Source organism: Pseudomonas asiatica, assembly GCF_009932335.1.
In the GTDB taxonomy this organism is placed as follows: domain Bacteria; phylum Pseudomonadota; class Gammaproteobacteria; order Pseudomonadales; family Pseudomonadaceae; genus Aquipseudomonas; species Aquipseudomonas asiatica.
The window spans coordinates 315,361-333,736 of the sequence record NZ_BLJF01000001.1; the positions used below are offsets into that span (position 1 = coordinate 315,361).

Sequence of the window (18,376 nt, forward strand, 5' to 3'; positions counted from 1 at the left end):
TGTCGGCGCGGTTGACGTACCACTTGTCTGTAACACTTGTGTGTAATGTTGTGGTTTTTACTACATTATCCCTTGAAAACCGTATGTGAAAGCGGTATTCCTAGACCAACTTTAGGAAAGAACCAACATCATGGCTGCGATCAGTGTCGAACCTTGCACCTTTGCCCTGTTTGGCGCCCTAGGCGACCTGGCATTGCGCAAGCTGTTTCCTGCCCTCTATCAGCTCGACCGGGCCAACCTGCTGCACCCGGAAACCCGCCTGCTGGCGCTGGCCCGCGAGGCCGGTAGCGCGCAGGGCCACCTGGACAGCATCGAGGCGCACCTGCGCCGGCATGTGCCCGAGGCCGATATCGAGCCCGCCGCGCTGGGCCGTTTCCTCGCCAGGCTGAGCTACCAGCACCTGGATTTCCTCCAGCCCGAGGGCTATCAGGCCCTGGCCGAGCAGTTGCCGGGCGAGCTGCCGCTGATTGCCTACTTCGCCACCGCTGCGGCGGTGTACGGGGCCATCTGCGAAAACCTCGACAAGGCCGGGCTGGCCGCACGCACCCGAGTGGTGCTGGAGAAGCCCATTGGCCACGACCTGGAGTCGTCGCGCCGGGTCAATGATGCTGTGGCTCGGTTCTTCCCAGAGAGCCGGGTCTACCGCATCGACCACTACTTGGGCAAGGAAACGGTGCAGAACCTGATCGCCCTGCGTTTCGCCAACAGCCTGTTCGAAACCCAGTGGAACCAGAATTCCATCTCCCATGTGGAGATCACCGTCGCCGAGAAGGTCGGTATCGAAGGCCGCTGGGGCTACTTCGACAAGGCCGGCCAGCTGCGCGACATGATCCAGAACCACCTGCTGCAGCTGCTGTGCCTGATCGCCATGGACCCGCCCAGCGAACTGTCGGCCGACGCCATCCGTGACGAGAAGGTCAAGGTACTCAAGGCCCTGGCACCGATCACCGGTGAAGGGCTGAGCACCCGTGTGGTGCGCGGCCAGTACATCGCCGGCTACAGCGATGGCAAGCCGGTGCCCGGTTACCTGGAAGAAGACAACGCCAACGCCCAGAGCGACACCGAAACCTTCGTCGCCCTGCGTGCTGACATCCGCAACTGGCGCTGGTCGGGGGTGCCGTTCTACCTGCGTACCGGCAAGCGCATGCCGCAGAAACTGTCGCAGATCGTCATCCACTTCAAGGAAACGCCGCACTACATCTTCGCTCCGGAACAGCGTTTGCAGATCGGTAACAAGCTGATCATCCGCCTGCAACCGGACGAAGGCATTTCTTTACGGGTGATGACCAAGGAGCAGGGCCTGGATAAAGGCATGCAACTGCGCAGCGGCCCGTTGCAGCTGAATTTCTCCGATACCTGGCGCAGTGCAAGGATCCCGGATGCCTACGAGCGGCTGTTGCTCGAAGTGATGCGCGGTAACCAGAACCTGTTCGTGCGCAAGGACGAAATCGAGTATGCCTGGAAGTGGTGCGACCAGCTGATTGCTGGCTGGCGTAACGCAGGCGATGCGCCCAAACCGTACGCCGCAGGCTCCTGGGGGCCGATGAGCTCGATTGCACTGATCACACGCGATGGGAGGGCGTGGTATGGGGATATCTGAACTGAAACTGCCAGCGACTGTGACGGTACATGAGCTGGCGGATGCCAAGGCTCTGGCCGCAGCCCAGGCCCATGACGTGGCCGAGCGCCTGCGCGCAGCCATTGCCGCCAAGGGCCAGGCCTGCGTGGTGCTATCCGGCGGCCGCAGCCCGGTGCCGTTCCTCGAGAAGCTGGCCAGCGAAAACCTCGACTGGGCCAAGGTCACCGTCAGCCTGGCCGATGAGCGCTGGGTGCCGGTGGAGCATGCCGACAGCAACGCCGGCCTGCTGGCGCGCCACCTGTTCAAGGGCGCGGCGGCCAAGGCCCGCTTCGTTGGTCTTTACCAGCAGGCGGAGAACCTTGATGCCGCTGCAGGCAAGGCCGATCAGGCCTTGGCCGAGCTGCCGCCAATTGACGTACTGGTGCTGGGCATGGGGGATGATGGCCATACAGCTTCGCTGTTCCCCGCCAGCCCCAACCTGGAAGCAGGCCTCGACCTGGCCAACCCACGCCGCTGCCTGCCTTTGCTGGCACCGAGCGTGCCGCGCCAGCGCCTTTCGATGACCCGCTCGCTGCTGGCCAGTTCCGCCTTTACCGCGCTGTCCGTACAAGGGCAGGGCAAACTCGCTACCCTGCGCGCCGCGCTGGCTGGCACCGACCTTTCCGAAATGCCGATACGCGCTTTTCTTCACGCCCCCCTGGACATCTACTGGTGCCCATGAGCCAAGGATCCACAGTCATGACCACCCTCGAACGCCCACAGCCCAAGCTCTCGATGGCCGACAAAGCCGCACGGATCGACGCCATTTGCAAAGAGGCGCGCATCCTGCCGGTGATCACCATCGCCCGTGAGGAAGACATCCTGCCGTTGGCTGACGCCCTGGCCGCCGGCGGTATCCGTACCCTGGAAGTGACCTTGCGCTCGCAATATGGCCTGAAGGCCATCCAGGTGTTGCGCGAGCAGCGCCCGGAGCTTTGTGTCGGTGCCGGCACCGTGCTCGATCGTGGCATGTTCGCCGCGGTTGAAGCTGCGGGTGCGCAATTCGTCGTTACGCCAGGCATTACCCAAGACATTCTCGAAGCTGGTGTGGACAGCGAGATCCCGCTGCTGCCAGGCATCAGCACGCCGTCCGAAATCATGATGGGCTACGCCCTGGGCTACCGCCGCTTCAAGCTGTTCCCGGCGGAGATCAGCGGCGGGGTAGCGGCGATCAAGGCCTTTGGCGGCCCGTTCGGCGATATTCGTTTCTGCCCTACGGGCGGTGTGAACCCGGCCAACGTGCGCAACTACATGGCGCTGCCCAATGTGATGTGCGTGGGTGGTACCTGGATGCTCGACAGCAGCTGGATCAAGAACGGCGACTGGGCGCGGATCGAAGCGTGCAGCGCGGAGGCGATGGCGCTGCTGGACGCCAACTGAATTTGTTGTGTGCTTTACGGCTTGTGGGGCGCTTGGTCGGCGCCCCTTTTTTTGCCTGAAATTCTCATTCATGCGGTATGGCTCAGGCCGCCTTGGCTTCCTGCTGGCTCAGCGAGCGGTTCAGCGCGCTGAACAATGCCTTGAAGCTGGCCGTGGTGATGTTTTCATCGATACCCACACCATGCACCGGGCGGCCACCGGCCACGCGCAGTTCGATATAGGCCGCGGCCTTGGCATTGGTGCCGGCGCCAATGGCATGCTCGTTGTAGTCCATGATCTCCACGGCAATCGGCAGGCCGGCCACCAGTGCTTCCAGTGCACCGTTGCCCTTGCCGCGCCAGTGCAGGGTGGTTTCGCCTTCACCGGCGACTTCCACTTCCACGGCGCTGTGGCCGTTCTCTTCCTGCAGACGGTGGCTGACCAGCGCATACGGGGAGTTGGCCTGCAGGTATTCCTTGTGCAGCAGGCTGTAGATCTGCTGGGCGGTCATTTCCAGGCCCAGGCGGTCGGTTTCGCCCTGTACTACCTGGCTGAATTCGATCTGCATGCGGCGCGGCAGGCTGATGCCGTATTCCTGCTCGAGCAGGTAGGTGATGCCGCCTTTGCCCGACTGGCTGTTGACGCGGATCACCGCCTCGTAGCTGCGACCGATGTCGGCCGGGTCGATCGGCAAGTAAGGTACTTCCCACAGTTCGCCTTCCTGCTGCTTGGCGAAGCCCTTGCGGATGGCGTCCTGGTGCGAGCCGGAGAACGCGGTGTGGACCAGGTCGCCCACGTACGGGTGGCGTGGGTGCACCGGCAGCTGGTTGCACTCTTCGACCACCTTGCGCACGCCGTCGATGTCGGAGAAGTCCAGCAGCGGGTCGATGCCCTGGGTGTAGAGGTTCAGCGCCAGGGTCACCAGGTCGACGTTACCGGTACGCTCGCCGTTGCCGAACAGGCAGCCTTCGGCACGATCGGCACCGGCCATCAGGCCCAGTTCGGTGGCGGCAATGCCGGTACCACGGTCGTTGTGGCAGTGCAGGCTGATGATCACGCTGTCGCGACGGCTGACATTACGGCAGAACCACTCGATCTGGTCGGCGTAGATGTTCGGGGTGGACACTTCCACGGTGGCCGGCAGGTTGAGGATGATCTTGTGCTCGGGGGTAGGGTTCCACACCTCGATGACCGCGTCGCAGACTTCCTTGGCGAACTCCATCTCGGTGGCGCTGAAGGTTTCAGGCGAGTACTGGAAGGTCCACTGGGTTTCCGGCTGCTGGGCGGCGTACTTGACGAACAGCTTGGCCGCGTTCACCGCGATGTCCTTCACGCCTTGCTTGTCCTGGTTGAAGACGATACGGCGGAACGACGGGCTGGTGGCGTTGTACAGGTGGACGATGGCCTTCTTCGCCCCGCGCAGCGATTCGAAGGTGCGGGCGATGAGGTCTTCACGGGCCTGGGTGAGTACCTGGATGGTGGTGTCGTCCGGGATGTGGCCGTCTTCGATCAGCATGCGCACGAAGTCGAAATCAGTCTGCGAGGCGGACGGGAACGAGGCTTCGATTTCCTTCACGCCAACCTGCACCAGGGTCTTCCAGAAGCGCAGTTTCTTCTCCGAATCCATCGGCTCGATCAGCGACTGGTTGCCATCACGCAGGTCGGAACTGCACCAGATTGGCGCGGCGGTGATGGTCTTCGACGGCCAGGTACGGTCAGGCAGGTCGATGGTCGGGAAAGCGCGGTATTTCTTCGAAGGGTCTTTGAGCATGGTCATGGAAGCAATCCTTTTGTGTGCGGCCGAGATCGGGCCTGCCGAGCGATAACGAGATAAAAGGCGAGGCGACGCGATTCAGCCTGGTAGTCGGGCGCTGACCAGGCAGAGGCTGCGATGTTGTCGGAGCAGGATGAGGGTGCTGTAGGTTTTCATGCCTTCAACCCTAACCAGTGGGGTGGGTGATGGCAAGCGTTCAGAAAAAATTGAGAGGAATGCTTAAAAAAAGCTGAAAGGCGAGATTTTATCGCTGCAATTTTCTGAGTGCTTCTCGATTTTTGCGCAGTATTTTTCGATGGCGCAACACCTTGGAAGCGAGTTTACCTGCTCTGGCCTCATCGCCGGCAAGCCAGCTCCCACAGGATTACCACAGGCCTCGAATCCTGCACGGGACCTGTGGGAGCGGGCATGCCCGCGAAGCAGGCGCCGCGATCTCAGGGCTGGAACGCGCCAATGAAAATCGCCGGATCCACCCGTGCATCGTTCAGGCTGACGTTCCAGTGCATGTGTGGCCCGGTAGCCCGCCCGGTCGAGCCCACGCGCCCGACCACCTCGCCCCGGCGCAGCTGCTGCCCCACCTGCACATCGATCTTCGACATATGGCAGAACATGCTGATAAAGCCCTGCCCGTGGTCGACGAACACCGTACGGCCATTGAAGAAGTAATCGCCCACCAGGATCACCTTGCCATTGGCCGGGGTCTTGATCGGCGTGCCGGCCGGTACCGCGAAGTCCAGCCCGGCATGCGGGTTGCGTTCTTCGCCATTGAAGAAACGGCGCACGCCGAACTTGCTCGACAGCGGGCCACTGACCGGCTTGTCGAGAATCAGGTTGCTGGGCAGGGTCGGGCTGAAGCTGCGGTATGCCTTGATCTGCTCGGCCAGCTCACGATCGATGCGCTTGAGGTCGGCCGGGTTCGGGTTGACCTGGCGGGTGTTCTTCAGGGTGATGCGCTGCTCGGGGTATTTCTTGCTACCGACCGTGAAGGGCAGGGTGCGGCCGCCCTGGCTCAGCATCGCGGTGCCGGGCTTCTGGGTCAGCGGGATGCCGACGATGGCCAGCCAGTTGTCCTGCTCTTTCACCACCAGCACCGGTTTGCCGTCGAAGCGGGCGCTGGGCGCGCTGGCGGCGGGGCCGAGGTCGACCACCGCCACGCCGCCGGGTACCGGCTTGTTCAGCGTGCGGGTGATGTAGCTGGCCTGGGCGCCGCCGGCCAGCAGCAGGAGGGAAAGGGCAAGCAGGGGCGCGAGCAGGCGGGGCATGTGTCAGTCCAGAAGTGAGAGGGTGACCGGGGTCAGGTGGTTGTCTTCGACCCGCACCAACAGCTCGCCTTCGTTCAGGCGGGCGGTCAGACGCTGGCCATTGCGGGTCTGTTCGGCGCTGCGGATGGCCTGGCCCTGTTCGTCCAGCAGGATGCTGTAGCCGCGGGCGAGGGTGGCCAGCGGGCTGACCACCTGCAGCGTCTGCAACTGGGCCTGGAAGCGCTGGCGGCGGTCCTTGAGCACCTCGCGCATGGCCCGTGGCAGGCGCTCGGCCAGGCTGTCCAGGCGTTGGCCCAGCAGTTTCAGGGTACGCCCCGGGTGCTGCGCGGCGAGGCGGGTATCCAGGCGTGCCAGGCGCTCGTGGCGCTGGTTGAGGTTGAGCATGAACGCGCGGCGCAAGCGCATGTCCAGGTCGTCCAGGCGCTGGGCCTGCTGGCGCAGGCGCTCGCCCGGGTGGCGCAGACGCCGGGTCAGCGACTCCAGGCGCAGGCGGTCGTGGGTCAGGCGGTTCTGCATGCGCAGCAGCAGGCGCCGTTGCAGGCCATCCAGGCGTTGCTGCAGGCCACTGTTGTCGGGGGCCAGCAGCTCGGCGGCGGCAGACGGTGTAGGCGCGCGCACGTCGGCGACGAAGTCGCTGATCGAGACATCGGTCTCATGGCCCACGGCGCTGACAATCGGCGTGACACAGGCGGCCACGGCCCGCGCCACCGCTTCTTCGTTGAAGCACCACAAGTCTTCAAGCGAGCCGCCGCCCCGGGCCAGGATCAGTGCATCGAACCCCAGGCTATCGGCCAGGCGGATCGCGCGCACGATCTGTGCAATGGCTTCGCGGCCCTGCACTGCGGTGGGGATCAGGTTCAGTTCCACTTGCGGGGCGCGGCGACCGAACACACTGATGATGTCGCGGATCACTGCGCCGGTGGGCGACGTAATGATGCCGATGCGCTGCGGGTGGGCCGGCAGCGGCTGCTTGCGTTCGGCGCTGAACAGCCCCTCGGCACCGAGCTTCTCTTTCAATGCCTCGAAGGCCAGGCGCAGGGCGCCATCGCCGGCCGGCTCGACGGTGTCGAGAATCAGCTGATAGTCGCCACGCCCTTCGAACAACGAAACCTTGCCGCGTACCCGCACCGCCAGGCCGTCGCGCAGGGCCTGGCGCACCCGCGTGGCGTTCTGCCGGAACAGCGCGCAGCGCACCTGTGCGCCGCTGTCCTTGAGGGTGAAGTACATGTGGCCGGACGCCGGGCGGGCGAGGTTGGAAATCTCGCCTTCCACCCATACGTTGCGGAACACGTCTTCCAGCAGCACGCGGGCGCGGCCGTTGAGTTGGCTGACGGTAAGGACCTCGCGGTCCAGGCCGAGTCGTTCGAAAGGGTCTCTGATCATGGCGGGCATCATAAAGGACATCGGCCCCGGTTGTCTGTCCTGGCCCTATCGCCGGCAAGCCGGCTCCCACAGGTATCGCGCTGGCTTGGGCCTCATGCTGTCCCTGTGGGAGCCGGCTTGCCGGCGATGGGGCCTTTCAGGCCTGCATCGCCGTCACGAACTGGCGCACCATCGAACCTGCGCCACGCCTGCAAGCCATCGCCACAGTACTCTCACACCCTCCTTCCAGTGCCACGAAGCTGACTGAGGCTGGCGCAATCTCGCGCATGCATTCCGGCAACAACGCCACCCCAAACCCCGCCTGAATCAACTGCAACTGGGTGGTCTTGCGCGACAGCACCTGCGCTGCGCGCGGGAAAAAGCCTGCCTCCATGCACATCGAGGCCGACAGGTAGCTCAGCCCGCCACGGTCCCGGTGCGGAATCGAAATGAAGCGCTCTTCCCGCAGTTGTTCCAGTCTCACCTGGGGCGCGCGGGCCAAGAGATGCCCGGCGGCGACCGCCAGCAGCAGGGGTTCGCTGAACAGTTCATGCAGCACCACCCCTTCATACTGGCGCAGTACAGGCAAGCGCAGCAGGCCGATATCCAACCGCCCGGCAGCGATATCCTCCAACTGCGCCTCCGACGACTGCTGGGCAATTTCCAGCGTAACCCCTGGGTTGTCGCGCAAGTAACCGCCCAGGCGAGCCAGCAGCGGGCCGGTCAGCGGCACTGTACTGGAGTGGTTCAGGCGCAGACTGCCCTGCAGCCCTTCGCCAATGTCGCGGGTTACACGCTCGGCCTGCGCCAGGTCGGCCAGCAAGCGCCGCGCCCGTTCCAGGAAGGCCTGGCCAGCCAGTGTCAGGCGCGGCAGGCGCGCGGTGCGTTCGAACAGCGGCGTGCCCAGTTGCTGCTCCAGTTCCTTGATCTGCCGGCTCAGCGCCGACTGGGCGATGTACAGCCGCTCGGCGGCAGCGCTGAAGCTGCCGCATTCGGCGATTTCCACGAAGTAACGCAGTTGGCGGATTGACGTCATGTCATGCCTTTTCGAGATGAGTGTGGCGACAAAGGCATATTAGTCGGCATGGCTCATGGCTGGCTAACCTTTGCCTGTCTTCCCAGGAACTGCTGCCATGCTCGCCCAACTGTCGTTTTCCGGCCTCGACTGGCTGCCTATCCTGCTTGGTGTCGGCGCTGCCTACATCGTCTTCGGCATCGCCGGTTTCGGCACCGCGCTGGTGGCCGGCCCAGTGCTGATCCACTTCATGCCGCTGTCGCGGATCATTCCGCTGCTGGTGCTACTGGACTTCGTCGCCGCCTTCGGCAACCTGCTGCCCTCGCGCCGCGATGTCGTGCGCGGCGAACTGCTGCGGCTGCTGCCGTTCATGGCCATTGGCTGCGCGCTGGGTGTGGTATTCCTGCTACAGCTGAAGTCAGACTTGTTGCTGCTGCTGATGGGGCTGTTCGTCACGGCGTATGCCCTGTACGGGCTGGCGGTGAAGGTACGGCCGGCCAGTCTGTCGGGTTTCTGGGCAATGCCGATGGGCACGGCAGGCGGGCTGTTCGGCGCCTTGTTCGGCAGCGGCGGCTTCCTTTATGCGCTGTACCTGAGCGCGCGGCTGGAGGTGAAGGAGCAGGTGCGCGCTACCCAGAGCGCGCTGATCAGTTGCAGTACGGTGGTGCGGCTGACGCTGTTCCTTATCGCAGGCGTCTATGCCGACCAGAGCCTGCTGTTGCTCGCCGCCTGCCTGTTGCCGGTCATGCTCGTCGGCCTCTGGGCAGGGCGCAGGCTTACCCATCGGCTGTCTCGCGAAGCCTTCGTGCGCCTGGTCACCTGGCTGGTGCTGGCCAGCGGCCTGGCGCTGATCGGTCGCTACCTGAGCGCCTGAGCAGGCGGTAGAATTGCGCTATCACCGCAGTTTTTCAGGCTTGCCCCGTTCATGAACACCCAGAGCATCATCGTTCCCAAGCTTTCTACCGTCCCGGTGCACGAAGCCCGTGCCCGCGCCATCCTGCGCTGGCTGGTGCGCGAGAAAGTCGTCGAGGAACAGCTGACCACCTGTGGCCGCACCGGCAACCGCATGGGCCATGCCCTGGCCGAAGGTGCCCGCAAAGTGGCCCTGCATCCGGAAAAACTGCCCTTCGGCGAACAGGTCAACGGCCTGGAGGTGATGCTCAAACGCTGCATCTATACCCCTACCGAAGGTTTCCTCGAAGAGGCCGGTTGCCCCGAGTGCCGGCGCGAGGTGGGTGAGCCGCTGTTCGAAAGCCTGGAAGAATGGATGCCGGCAGTTAGCGACAACTTCACCTGCCCGTTGTGCGGCTTCGAAGATGACATCAATGGCTTCATTTACCTGCAGCCATGTGCCTTTTCCAACCTGGGGTTCATCTTCAACAACTGGGGCGAGGCCGGGTTCACCCAGGCCTTCCTCGACAGCTTCGCCGACTGGCTCGACCAGCCGGTGGCCGTGGTACAGGTAAAACTGCCACAAGGCTGACCGAAGGCCCTTATTTTGCATTGAGCGGCGCGCCGTGCATGAGTATAATGGCGCGCTTCCATTTTTCCCGCCCGGGAGCCCCCGCGATGCTGCGTATCAGCCAAGAAGCCCTGACCTTCGACGATATCCTCCTTGTACCTGGCTATTCCGAGGTACTGCCTAATGAAGTCAGTCTCAAGACCCGTTTGACCCGTGGCATCGAGCTGAACATTCCGCTGGTATCCGCTGCCATGGATACCGTGACCGAAGCGCGCCTGGCCATTGCCATGGCCCAGGAAGGCGGCATCGGCATCATCCACAAGAACATGACCATCGAACAGCAGGCCAGCGAAGTCCGCAAGGTCAAGAAGTTCGAGGCTGGCGTGGTCAAGGACCCGATCACCATCGACGCCGACGCCACCGTGCGCGACCTGTTCGACCTGACCCGCCTGAACAACATCTCCGGCGTTCCGGTGCTGGCGAACGGCGACCTGGTCGGCATCGTCACCTCCCGTGACGTGCGCTTCGAAAGCCGCCTGGACGCCAAGGTCCGCGACGTGATGACCCCGAAAGAGCGTCTGGTCACCGTCCGCGAAGGCGCCGACAAGAACGAAGTCCGCGAGCTGCTGCACAAGCACCGCCTGGAAAAAGTCCTGATCGTTGACGACAAGTTCAACCTCAAGGGCATGATGACCGTCAAGGACATCGAAAAGGCCAAGGCCTACCCGCTGGCCAGCAAGGACGACCAGGGTCGCCTGCGCGTCGGCGCCGCGGTCGGCACCGGCAAGGACACCGGCGAGCGTGTTGCCGCCCTGGTGGCTGCTGGCGTTGACGTGGTTGTGGTCGATACCGCCCACGGTCACTCCAAAGGTGTGATCGATCGCGTTCGCTGGGTCAAGGAAACCTACCCGCAAGTGCAGGTGATCGGCGGCAACATCGCCACCGGCGCTGCCGCCAAGGCTCTGGCCGAAGCTGGCGCTGACGCGGTCAAGGTCGGTATCGGCCCAGGCTCGATCTGCACCACCCGTATCGTTGCTGGCGTAGGCGTGCCGCAAATCAGCGCCATCGCCAACGTTGCCGCTGCACTGGAAGGCACTGGCGTGCCACTGATCGCCGACGGCGGCATCCGCTTCTCGGGTGACCTGTCCAAGGCCATCGTTGCCGGCGCTTCCTGCGTGATGATGGGTTCGATGTTCGCCGGTACCGAAGAGGCTCCGGGTGAAGTCGAGCTGTTCCAGGGCCGTTCCTACAAGGCCTACCGCGGCATGGGCTCGCTGGGTGCCATGGCACAGGCGCAAGGCTCGTCCGACCGCTACTTCCAGGACTCCTCGGCCGGCGCCGAGAAGCTGGTACCGGAAGGCATCGAAGGCCGTGTTCCCTACAAGGGCGCGCTGGCCGCGATCATCCACCAGCTGATGGGCGGCCTGCGTTCGTCCATGGGCTACACCGGCAGCGCAACCATCGAAGAGATGCGCACCAAGCCGGAATTCGTGCGCATCACCGGTGCCGGCATGGCCGAGTCCCACGTGCATGACGTGCAGATCACCAAAGAAGCCCCTAACTACCGCGTAGGCTGAGGCTTCCAGCTACAACAGAAAGCGGGGCTGTCATGACAGCCCCGCGTCGTTTCCGATTTCCACTGACGAGATTGAGTCATGGCCCTCGACATTCACGCTCACCGCATCCTGATCCTCGATTTCGGTTCCCAGTACACCCAGCTGATCGCCCGCCGCGTGCGCGAAATCGGCGTGTACTGCGAGCTGCATCCGTTCGACATGGACGATGAAGCGATCCGCGAATTCAACCCGCGCGGCATCATCCTCGCCGGCGGCCCCGAGTCGGTCCACGAAGCCAACAGCCCGCGCGCCCCGCAGGCGGTGTTCGACCTGAACGTACCAGTGCTGGGCATCTGCTACGGCATGCAGACCATGGCCGAGCAGATGGGCGGCAAGGTCGAAGGTTCCGACCTGCGTGAATTCGGTTATGCCCGCGTGGACGTGGTTGGCAAGAGCCGCCTGCTCGACGGCATCGAAGACCACATCGACGCCGACGGCTTGCTGGGCCTGGACGTGTGGATGAGCCACGGCGACAAGGTCACCCAGATGCCGGGCAACTTCCACGTGCTGGCCAGCACCCCGAGCTGCCCGATCGCTGGCATGTTCGACGACGCGCGCGGCTACTACGGCGTGCAGTTCCACCCGGAAGTGACCCACACCAAGCAGGGCGGTCGCATCCTGTCCCGCTTCGTGCAGGACATCTGCGGCTGTGAAGCCCTGTGGACTCCGTCCAACATCGTCGAAGACGCCATTGCCCAGGTGCGTGAGCAGGTCGGTTCGGCCAACGTCCTGCTGGGCCTGTCCGGCGGCGTCGACAGCTCCGTCGTTGCCGCACTGCTGCACCGCGCCATCGGCGACCAGCTGACCTGCGTATTCGTGGACAACGGCCTGCTGCGCCTGCACGAAGGTGACCAGGTGATGGCCATGTTCAAGGAGAACATGGGCGTCAAGGTCATCCGCGCCGACGCTGAAAAGCAGTTCCTCGACAACCTGGCCGGCGAAGCCGACCCGGAGAAGAAGCGCAAGATCATCGGCCGCACCTTCATCGACGTGTTCGATGCCGAAGCCAGCAAGCTGGAAAACATCCAGTTCCTCGCCCAAGGCACCATCTACCCGGACGTGATCGAGTCGGCGGGCGCCAAGAGCGGCAAGGCCCACGTGATCAAGTCGCACCACAACGTCGGTGGCCTGCCGGAGGAAATGAACCTCAAGCTGGTCGAGCCGCTGCGTGAACTGTTCAAGGACGAAGTGCGCAAGATCGGCCTGGAGCTGGGCCTGCCGTACGACATGGTCTACCGCCACCCGTTCCCGGGCCCGGGCCTGGGCGTGCGTATCCTTGGTGAAGTGAAGAAGGAATACGCCGACATCCTGCGTCGCGCCGACCACATCTTCATCGAAGAGCTGCGCAAGGCCGACTGGTACCACAAGACCAGCCAGGCATTCGTGGTGTTCCAGCCGGTCAAGTCGGTAGGCGTCGTCGGCGACGGCCGTCGCTACGCCTGGGTCGTGGCCCTGCGTGCCGTCGAGACCGTGGACTTCATGACCGCGCGCTGGGCGCACCTGCCGTACGAGCTGCTGGAAACCGTCAGCGGCCGTATCATCAACGAAATCGACGGTATCTCGCGCGTTACCTACGACGTGTCGAGCAAGCCGCCAGCGACTATCGAGTGGGAATGATCGGGTAGCCAGCTCAGGCTGGTACCCGTAGGCACGGATACACCAGAAAGCCTGCATAATTGCGGGCTTTCTGGTTCTTGCTCATTCAGATTTGCTTATTCTTTTGGCTTTTTGGCAAATAGCGCTTTCTGGTAGACATTATAGGAAAGCAACCTGCTCTTCACCGCGACGAACTCATCGCCCTCCACGCGCTGCGGGTGCTTTTCCTGCGGGTCATTCTCGATATTGTATTTGGTCAGGGTGTCCGAACTGAATTCGTATATGTATTTGTAAGGGTGCTCCACCAAGGCTGACGCCAGTTGGTCAAAGAACGTGGACATGAAGAATGTGCGTTTGCCATGTTCCCTCAACAAGCTGATGCCTTGGACAGACAGGGGCGACTCGGTCACGCCAAAGAAGTCGGCGACCGTGGGCGCAACATCGATCTGGTGACTGGTCGTTGTGGCGGGTTTGGGCAGTGACTTTTCCTTGGCCCAGAAAATCAGGGGTACGGTCACTTCTTCTTCGTGCATGGAAGCGTTGTGAATGAAGAGACCGTGCTCACCAAACGACTCACCGTGGTCACCCACGAGCACGAATAATGTCGAGTCCAGAAGGCCTTGCTTGTCGAATGATGTCAGCATTTCACCCAGTACGCTGTCTGTTCTGGCTATGCAGTCTTCATACTTTTCCAGCTCGCTCAGTAATGGGGGCCCTTGGCTGCATTGGTAGGGGTAGTGGGCTGCGCTTGGGAAGTAGAGTGCGATGAAACCCTGGCCATTCTTTTTTATCTTCTCCAGGTAAGAGATGCTGGATGAAAACAGCTGTTCATCACTCTCTCCGAAGCTACTGGCGTGTTGTGAGCGATTTTCGGCATGGGTGATCTCCGAAACTGCATAGGCATTCGATACGCCGATGGACTTCAGGAAACCCTCCATGTTTTCGAATTGCAGGTACAGCGAGCTGAATGCGACGGCTTCCATGTCTTTCCTGTTTTTCAGCTCATGGATGACGCTGGGTTGTAGCAGGTACATGGCCTCTTTGATTTCAATATCTGGGTAGGCGTGCAGCCCCGTCAGGATCGCGTGGTAGCCTTTGGACGAGTGAGGCACTGATACGTACGTTTTGAAGAGCATGCCCTCCCGAGAGAGCTTATCGAAGGTGGGATACCTCTCGGCGGTTTTGATGTCGGGCGCAAAAACGCTGTTCCAGCGCACCGACTCCAGAATGATGAAGACCAGGTTCTTGAAGTCTGGTGTGGCATGAGATTGAAGTTTTCGGATGTCGTTGACGCTGGTTAGCGGGTAGGCGGGTTGTTCGAATGGCAGCGGCGGTCTATGCGGAGCTGCATTCAAGGGAGTCGTGCTTCTGAGTGTTGTGACCAGCGGGCTGACGACAATATTTTCGTTCAGGTAATAGCGTGCGTCTTTGGCATGGATGGAGCCGATGAGCAGGGCGCCTATCACCAGCAGCGACGCCCAGAGGTGTTGTCTTTTCTTTATTGGGACCGTGCGCTGTTCTTTATAAGCGATGTAGGTTGCCAGCCCAGCGAAAGACCAGGTCACCAGGTAGGCAAGAAAAAGCACAAAGACAATGAACCTGAATGTGTGCCCGAACCCGGCGGCTTGGGTGAGGAACACCTCGGCTCCGGAGGTCAGGTTGCTTGCGTTCTGCAGGCTGTAGCGTATCAGTTGCCAGTCCAGTGGCTTCAGCCATAGCTCCCGAACTCGCATATCCACCAGCAGGAACAGCAGCAAGGCGCCTGAGGCGATGCTTAACAGATAAAAATTGAATTTGTTTCTGGTAATGGTGGTGGTAGCAATCACAAAGAAGGCGACCACCAGCAGCACGTCTTGAAGCAAGTACAGGGCAATATCGAGAACACCGGTCTCCACCCATCGATAGGAGAAAAACTCGATCAGGATGATCTTCGGTGCCAGAAGAAGGCCTGAAGTGAGCAGCAGCGAAAAATACAGTAATGAATTCCTGTGCCACATGGTGTCAAACCTTCGCATTCACAGAGCAGGCGTCTTGTCTGAAGCGATAGGCGGGCAGAAGGCCAGCACCTGTGCACCCCGTCTGTTGAACTTAAGCAGCCCACCCTGAATCGGGCAAGTCAGCCTCTGGGCGTTAGTTGGGTACCGGGGGGAGCAGGTTGCCACAGGTGTCGGGGCAGATAACCGGTCGCGCGACAAGACTTCACTTAATCTTTCGCAAATGCAGGTGTATCGTATTCGCCCTTCATCGCCAGCCCCTGCTGGCAGACTGATTGCGCAGAACGCGAGGTACCCGCACCGATGTCCTTCACCCGTCGATAAATGCTCAAGGGCCCGACCGGCCTGGTTGTGGTTGGCCTGGGCGCCGGAGGCGCGGCCCGCTACTGGCTGGGCAAGGTCGAGGACGATAACGCCGGGCATGACTACGAACTGATCGCCGCGCCGCTTGACGTCGAGCTGGTGCCGAGGTTCAAGACCGAGGCCTGGGCCTTTATCATTCAGCTGTCTGCCCCGACGGGCGCATCATCACAGCGAATAGAACGGGTCGTTTTCAGGCGCCTGGTCGTGCAACGCTTGGGCGAGGTCCTGGATGTGTTCAGACCACGCCACTGTCTTTACCCATTCCTCGGGCATGCCGGATACCCCGTACAACGCTCCGGCCAGCTGCCCAGCCACGGCTGCCACGCTGTCGGCGTCGTCTGCCAGGTTTGCCGCCAGTAGCACTGCGTCTCTGAAATTGTCGGTATTCCAAACCGCCCATAGCGCAGCTTCCAAGGTGTCGATGACATACCCTGAGGAGCGGATCTGGTCGCGGCTTTTTTCCTTGTATTCGCCAGCGTTGATGATGGTGGCGCGGGGCTGCAGCGGGCGGACCATCGGGCGGCACATTTCATCCTTGTCGGCGCCGTTCAGGGCGAGGTGCAGCTGCGCGCCCAGCAGTTCGCAGCCACTCACTGCTTCGGGCGCCCGATGGGTGGCCCGACTCTGGCTTTGGGCTTCGCGCCACGTGGATGGCAGCATGTGGCGCCTGAATATGGCGGTGGGGGCGAGCCGGATGATGGAGCCATTGCCGGCCGTATTCGGCTCTGTGTTGCCTATCCAGTCCAGGCCATGGCGTAGCCACCCTTCCAAGGCAAGGCGTGTAGCATTGCCGATGTCGAAACAGACACCGTTTGCGCTGTTTTCCCCTCGCTTGTACCACCTGCACAGTCGCTCGAGATAATCTGCATGGTCGAATCGCATGCAAGCCAGGTACGAGTCCGCCAGGCAAAGCGCCATGCTCGTATCATCGGTCCACTCACCTGGCTTGAGCCTGAACGGCCCGCCGCCGACCATGTCATCGACGTGTGCTTTATCGCGAGGCAGGAACTCCAGGGTGGTGCCTACGGCATCGCCAATGGCCAAACCCAGCAACGCACCTTTGGCTCGGTCGAGCGATTGTTCGGGGGTTAATGTGCAAACGCGCGATTCTTGCCATTGCGGGTGCACGTAGGCACGGCCTGCGGACTCGCGTGGGGTGGGCGCTGGTAGCAAGTGGTTGTACCGGTAGGCATACTCGGTAACTTCAAGGGTAGGGCTGTGCAGGTCGATCATAGAACTTCTTCTAATAAGAGATGAGTCGTGGGGCCTTGCTCAATCCGGTTCAGTACCCTGAAAGAAGTACCCGGCGGGTACAGTACTTCCGCCTCGGGAATTTGCGTCAGGAAACTGATGTCCTTGCCGGATACGCCGCGTACGACCATCTGGGTATTGCCCGCGAATGGTGTTGTCGCGGATGAGCTGAAGAATGCCATGTCGGTCTCCACTGCGCCCATTTGCATGCGATTGAGCACATCCAGTGGCAGATCCGTTCCACGGTAGGTTTCAGCGCCAACGTAGCGAGGCAAGCGTGCCAGACCTTCGGTTGCATGCTCGGCAAAAGCCATGATTTCAGGCGTGGCTGTGCCTTGGCGCATCGCCAGGTTATACGCCTTGTACACATCGTTGGTAGAGTAACCGTAAAGTGCGCCTATTTGATCGTCGCTGAGCAGTTTCGAAAGCTCCGGGGCCCGAAAATCTGCCCGGGCGCGGCCTTCGGCAATCCATCGCTCTGCCATGTCCTTGCCCACTGCCTCTCGCAGGCTCATGAGCTTCTTGGGCGCCGCTGCAATGCTTTTTTCAGTGGCTTGCTTTGCTGGCGGCAGCTCTGGCTCTGCTTTCTGCAGCGGTGTCGCGGCCTTCATCTGCAACTCAGGTTCAGCCAGCAGCCTGCTTTCGTTCTTCGCCAGCCAGGTGGCCAACTGTTTGTTGGAGATTTCGGCTTGAAGCTTGGCACTACGGCTGGCGATGCTTTCCACGCTGCTCATCACGCCGGCTTTCATCTGCCCGCGGGTCAGGTAGGTCACAATTGCCATCAGCAAAAGCATCACCAGCTGCTCTTGCCCACGGGCCAGTTGCCTTGCAGCGTGTTCGGTACGCTCTTGAACCAGCGCCGCCGAGCCGCCCGAAGGGTCGAGACCGGAGGGTTTCAAGCCGTCTTCGGCAGTCCACGCGGTAGCAAGCCCCTCTTGCATGGAGGCCAGGCACGCGGGAAGCCCTTGATAGAAATACTCCGCGATGGCGGCCAGGCCCAGCGCCATCAGGATCAGGTTGCCGACCTGCAGGCCGATACCGCTGCCTGCGACCACCCCAGGTGCCGCACCGACGCCAAAGGCTAGAGAACCCACGGCGCCGCCGATAGCGCCGCCTAGCGCGACGCTGCCGCCGAGAATCATCACCACTTCCTGCACGAGCTTGAGCAGTACGGGCAAAATCTGGTCGATATTGATGGACGCCCATTTGCGCGACAGATTTGACTGCATCATGGGATAGGACAAAGCCATCGCCTGCCGGACATTGTCTATCCGGTGTCCGCCTACAGCGCCATAAGCCTGGCTGGCGCCATCGCTTACGCGACGGGTGAAGCCGTCCCAGCTGTCATGGACATTGCGCAAGCCGCTGCTGACGCTTTGATTGAGGGCGCTGAATTTTTGGTCCAGGTTGCGTTCGATGTCGCCCCAGCTAGGGACGTGAGTTGATAAGTCCATTTACCATTGCATTCCTTTAGAGAAGGCAGGTGAGTGTGCGGGCGGCAGGCGATTCTTTCCCATGCACCACGCTGACGGTCAAGCCAGTCGCCAATCGAGCTGCCGATTGCATTGCGAGGCATTTTCTCATCTGAGGTGCCTCTGGCAATGGTGTCAATTTGATCTCATGCTTGTCGGTCAGTTCCGTTAAGTCTGCGGAATGGCCAATAGGGTGGCCAAAGCAAACGATGGCTGGATACTTCACTTAATA

The 18,376-nt window shown here is 61.8% G+C and carries 14 protein-coding genes and 1 pseudogene; 8 read left to right on the plus strand and 7 right to left on the minus strand.

Going from position 1 to position 18,376, the window contains the following annotated elements:
• Positions 1-130: 130 nt before the first annotated feature.
• Genes zwf through GYA95_RS01445 form a run of 3 tightly spaced genes read left to right on the plus strand, consistent with a single transcriptional unit; the run spans position 131 to position 2,998 of the window.
• Positions 131-1,600: a glucose-6-phosphate dehydrogenase gene (zwf, locus tag GYA95_RS01435; protein ID WP_015269100.1), complete on the plus strand. Its 1,470-nt coding sequence runs from the start codon at positions 131-133 to the stop codon at positions 1,598-1,600.
• A complete protein-coding gene (pgl, locus tag GYA95_RS01440; protein WP_015269101.1) occupies positions 1,587-2,300 on the plus strand; it encodes a 6-phosphogluconolactonase in 714 nt (237 codons plus the stop codon). The genes zwf and pgl overlap by 14 nt, the downstream gene beginning before the upstream one ends.
• A gap of 17 nt (positions 2,301-2,317) precedes the next feature.
• Entirely contained in the window at positions 2,318-2,998 is a 681-nt protein-coding gene (locus tag GYA95_RS01445; protein ID WP_015269102.1) for a bifunctional 4-hydroxy-2-oxoglutarate aldolase/2-dehydro-3-deoxy-phosphogluconate aldolase, read from the plus strand.
• A gap of 82 nt (positions 2,999-3,080) precedes the next feature.
• Here the strand turns inward: GYA95_RS01445 and leuA are convergent, their stop codons facing one another.
• The 4 genes from leuA to GYA95_RS01465 form a co-directional block, all read right to left on the minus strand.
• Entirely contained in the window at positions 3,081-4,754 is a 1,674-nt protein-coding gene (gene leuA / locus GYA95_RS01450) for a 2-isopropylmalate synthase (RefSeq protein ID WP_013971133.1), read from the minus strand.
• 431 nt (positions 4,755-5,185) lie between these two features.
• The gene (locus GYA95_RS01455) at positions 5,186-6,013 is read right to left on the minus strand and encodes a M23 family metallopeptidase (protein ID WP_015269103.1); all 828 of its coding nucleotides are present in this window, start codon (positions 6,011-6,013) and stop codon (positions 5,186-5,188) included.
• A gap of 3 nt (positions 6,014-6,016) precedes the next feature.
• Positions 6,017-7,396, minus strand: coding sequence for an exodeoxyribonuclease VII large subunit (xseA, locus tag GYA95_RS01460; protein ID WP_015269104.1), 1,380 nt, complete (start codon positions 7,394-7,396; stop codon positions 6,017-6,019).
• A 136-nt stretch (positions 7,397-7,532) separates the two neighbouring features.
• Positions 7,533-8,411 (minus strand): LysR family transcriptional regulator, encoded by an 879-nt coding sequence (locus GYA95_RS01465; protein WP_015269105.1) that lies wholly within the window; start codon positions 8,409-8,411, stop codon positions 7,533-7,535.
• Positions 8,412-8,508: 97 nt separating this feature from the next.
• Between GYA95_RS01465 and GYA95_RS01470 the strand changes: the two genes are divergently transcribed.
• The 4 genes from GYA95_RS01470 to guaA all read left to right on the plus strand — a co-directional run bounded on the left by GYA95_RS01470 (position 8,509) and on the right by guaA (position 13,085).
• On the plus strand, positions 8,509-9,264 hold the full coding sequence (locus tag GYA95_RS01470; RefSeq protein WP_013971137.1) for a sulfite exporter TauE/SafE family protein: 756 nt from the start codon (positions 8,509-8,511) through the stop codon (positions 9,262-9,264).
• Between the two features lie 51 nt (positions 9,265-9,315).
• Positions 9,316-9,873 carry a hypothetical protein gene (locus tag GYA95_RS01475; RefSeq protein WP_003257977.1) on the plus strand — a complete coding sequence of 186 codons (558 nt, stop codon included), beginning with the start codon at positions 9,316-9,318 and terminating at the stop codon, positions 9,871-9,873.
• Positions 9,874-9,959: 86 nt separating this feature from the next.
• Positions 9,960-11,429 (plus strand): IMP dehydrogenase, encoded by a 1,470-nt coding sequence (guaB, locus tag GYA95_RS01480; protein WP_013971138.1) that lies wholly within the window; start codon positions 9,960-9,962, stop codon positions 11,427-11,429.
• Positions 11,430-11,507: 78 nt separating this feature from the next.
• Positions 11,508-13,085: a glutamine-hydrolyzing GMP synthase gene (gene guaA / locus GYA95_RS01485; RefSeq protein ID WP_015269106.1), complete on the plus strand. Its 1,578-nt coding sequence runs from the start codon at positions 11,508-11,510 to the stop codon at positions 13,083-13,085.
• Between the two features lie 95 nt (positions 13,086-13,180).
• Here the strand turns inward: guaA and GYA95_RS01490 are convergent, their stop codons facing one another.
• Positions 13,181-15,061 carry an LTA synthase family protein gene (locus GYA95_RS01490; protein WP_015269107.1) on the minus strand — a complete coding sequence of 627 codons (1,881 nt, stop codon included), beginning with the start codon at positions 15,059-15,061 and terminating at the stop codon, positions 13,181-13,183.
• 321 nt (positions 15,062-15,382) lie between these two features.
• Here GYA95_RS01490 and GYA95_RS01495 point away from each other — a divergent pair.
• Positions 15,383-15,553, plus strand: a pseudogene (locus tag GYA95_RS01495) (multicopper oxidase family protein); the annotation flags it as partial.
• 33 nt (positions 15,554-15,586) lie between these two features.
• Here the strand turns inward: GYA95_RS01495 and tri1 are convergent.
• Both tri1 and GYA95_RS01505 read right to left on the minus strand, forming a co-directional pair.
• Positions 15,587-16,654, minus strand: a complete 1,068-nt coding sequence (tri1, locus tag GYA95_RS01500) for an ADP-ribosylarginine hydrolase Tri1 (protein WP_015269108.1) — start codon at positions 16,652-16,654, stop codon at positions 15,587-15,589.
• Positions 16,651-18,126: a DUF6861 domain-containing protein gene (locus GYA95_RS01505; RefSeq protein WP_015269109.1), complete on the minus strand. Its 1,476-nt coding sequence runs from the start codon at positions 18,124-18,126 to the stop codon at positions 16,651-16,653. Before GYA95_RS01505 ends, tri1 begins: the two co-directional genes overlap by 4 nt.
• Positions 18,127-18,376: the final 250 nt, after the last annotated feature.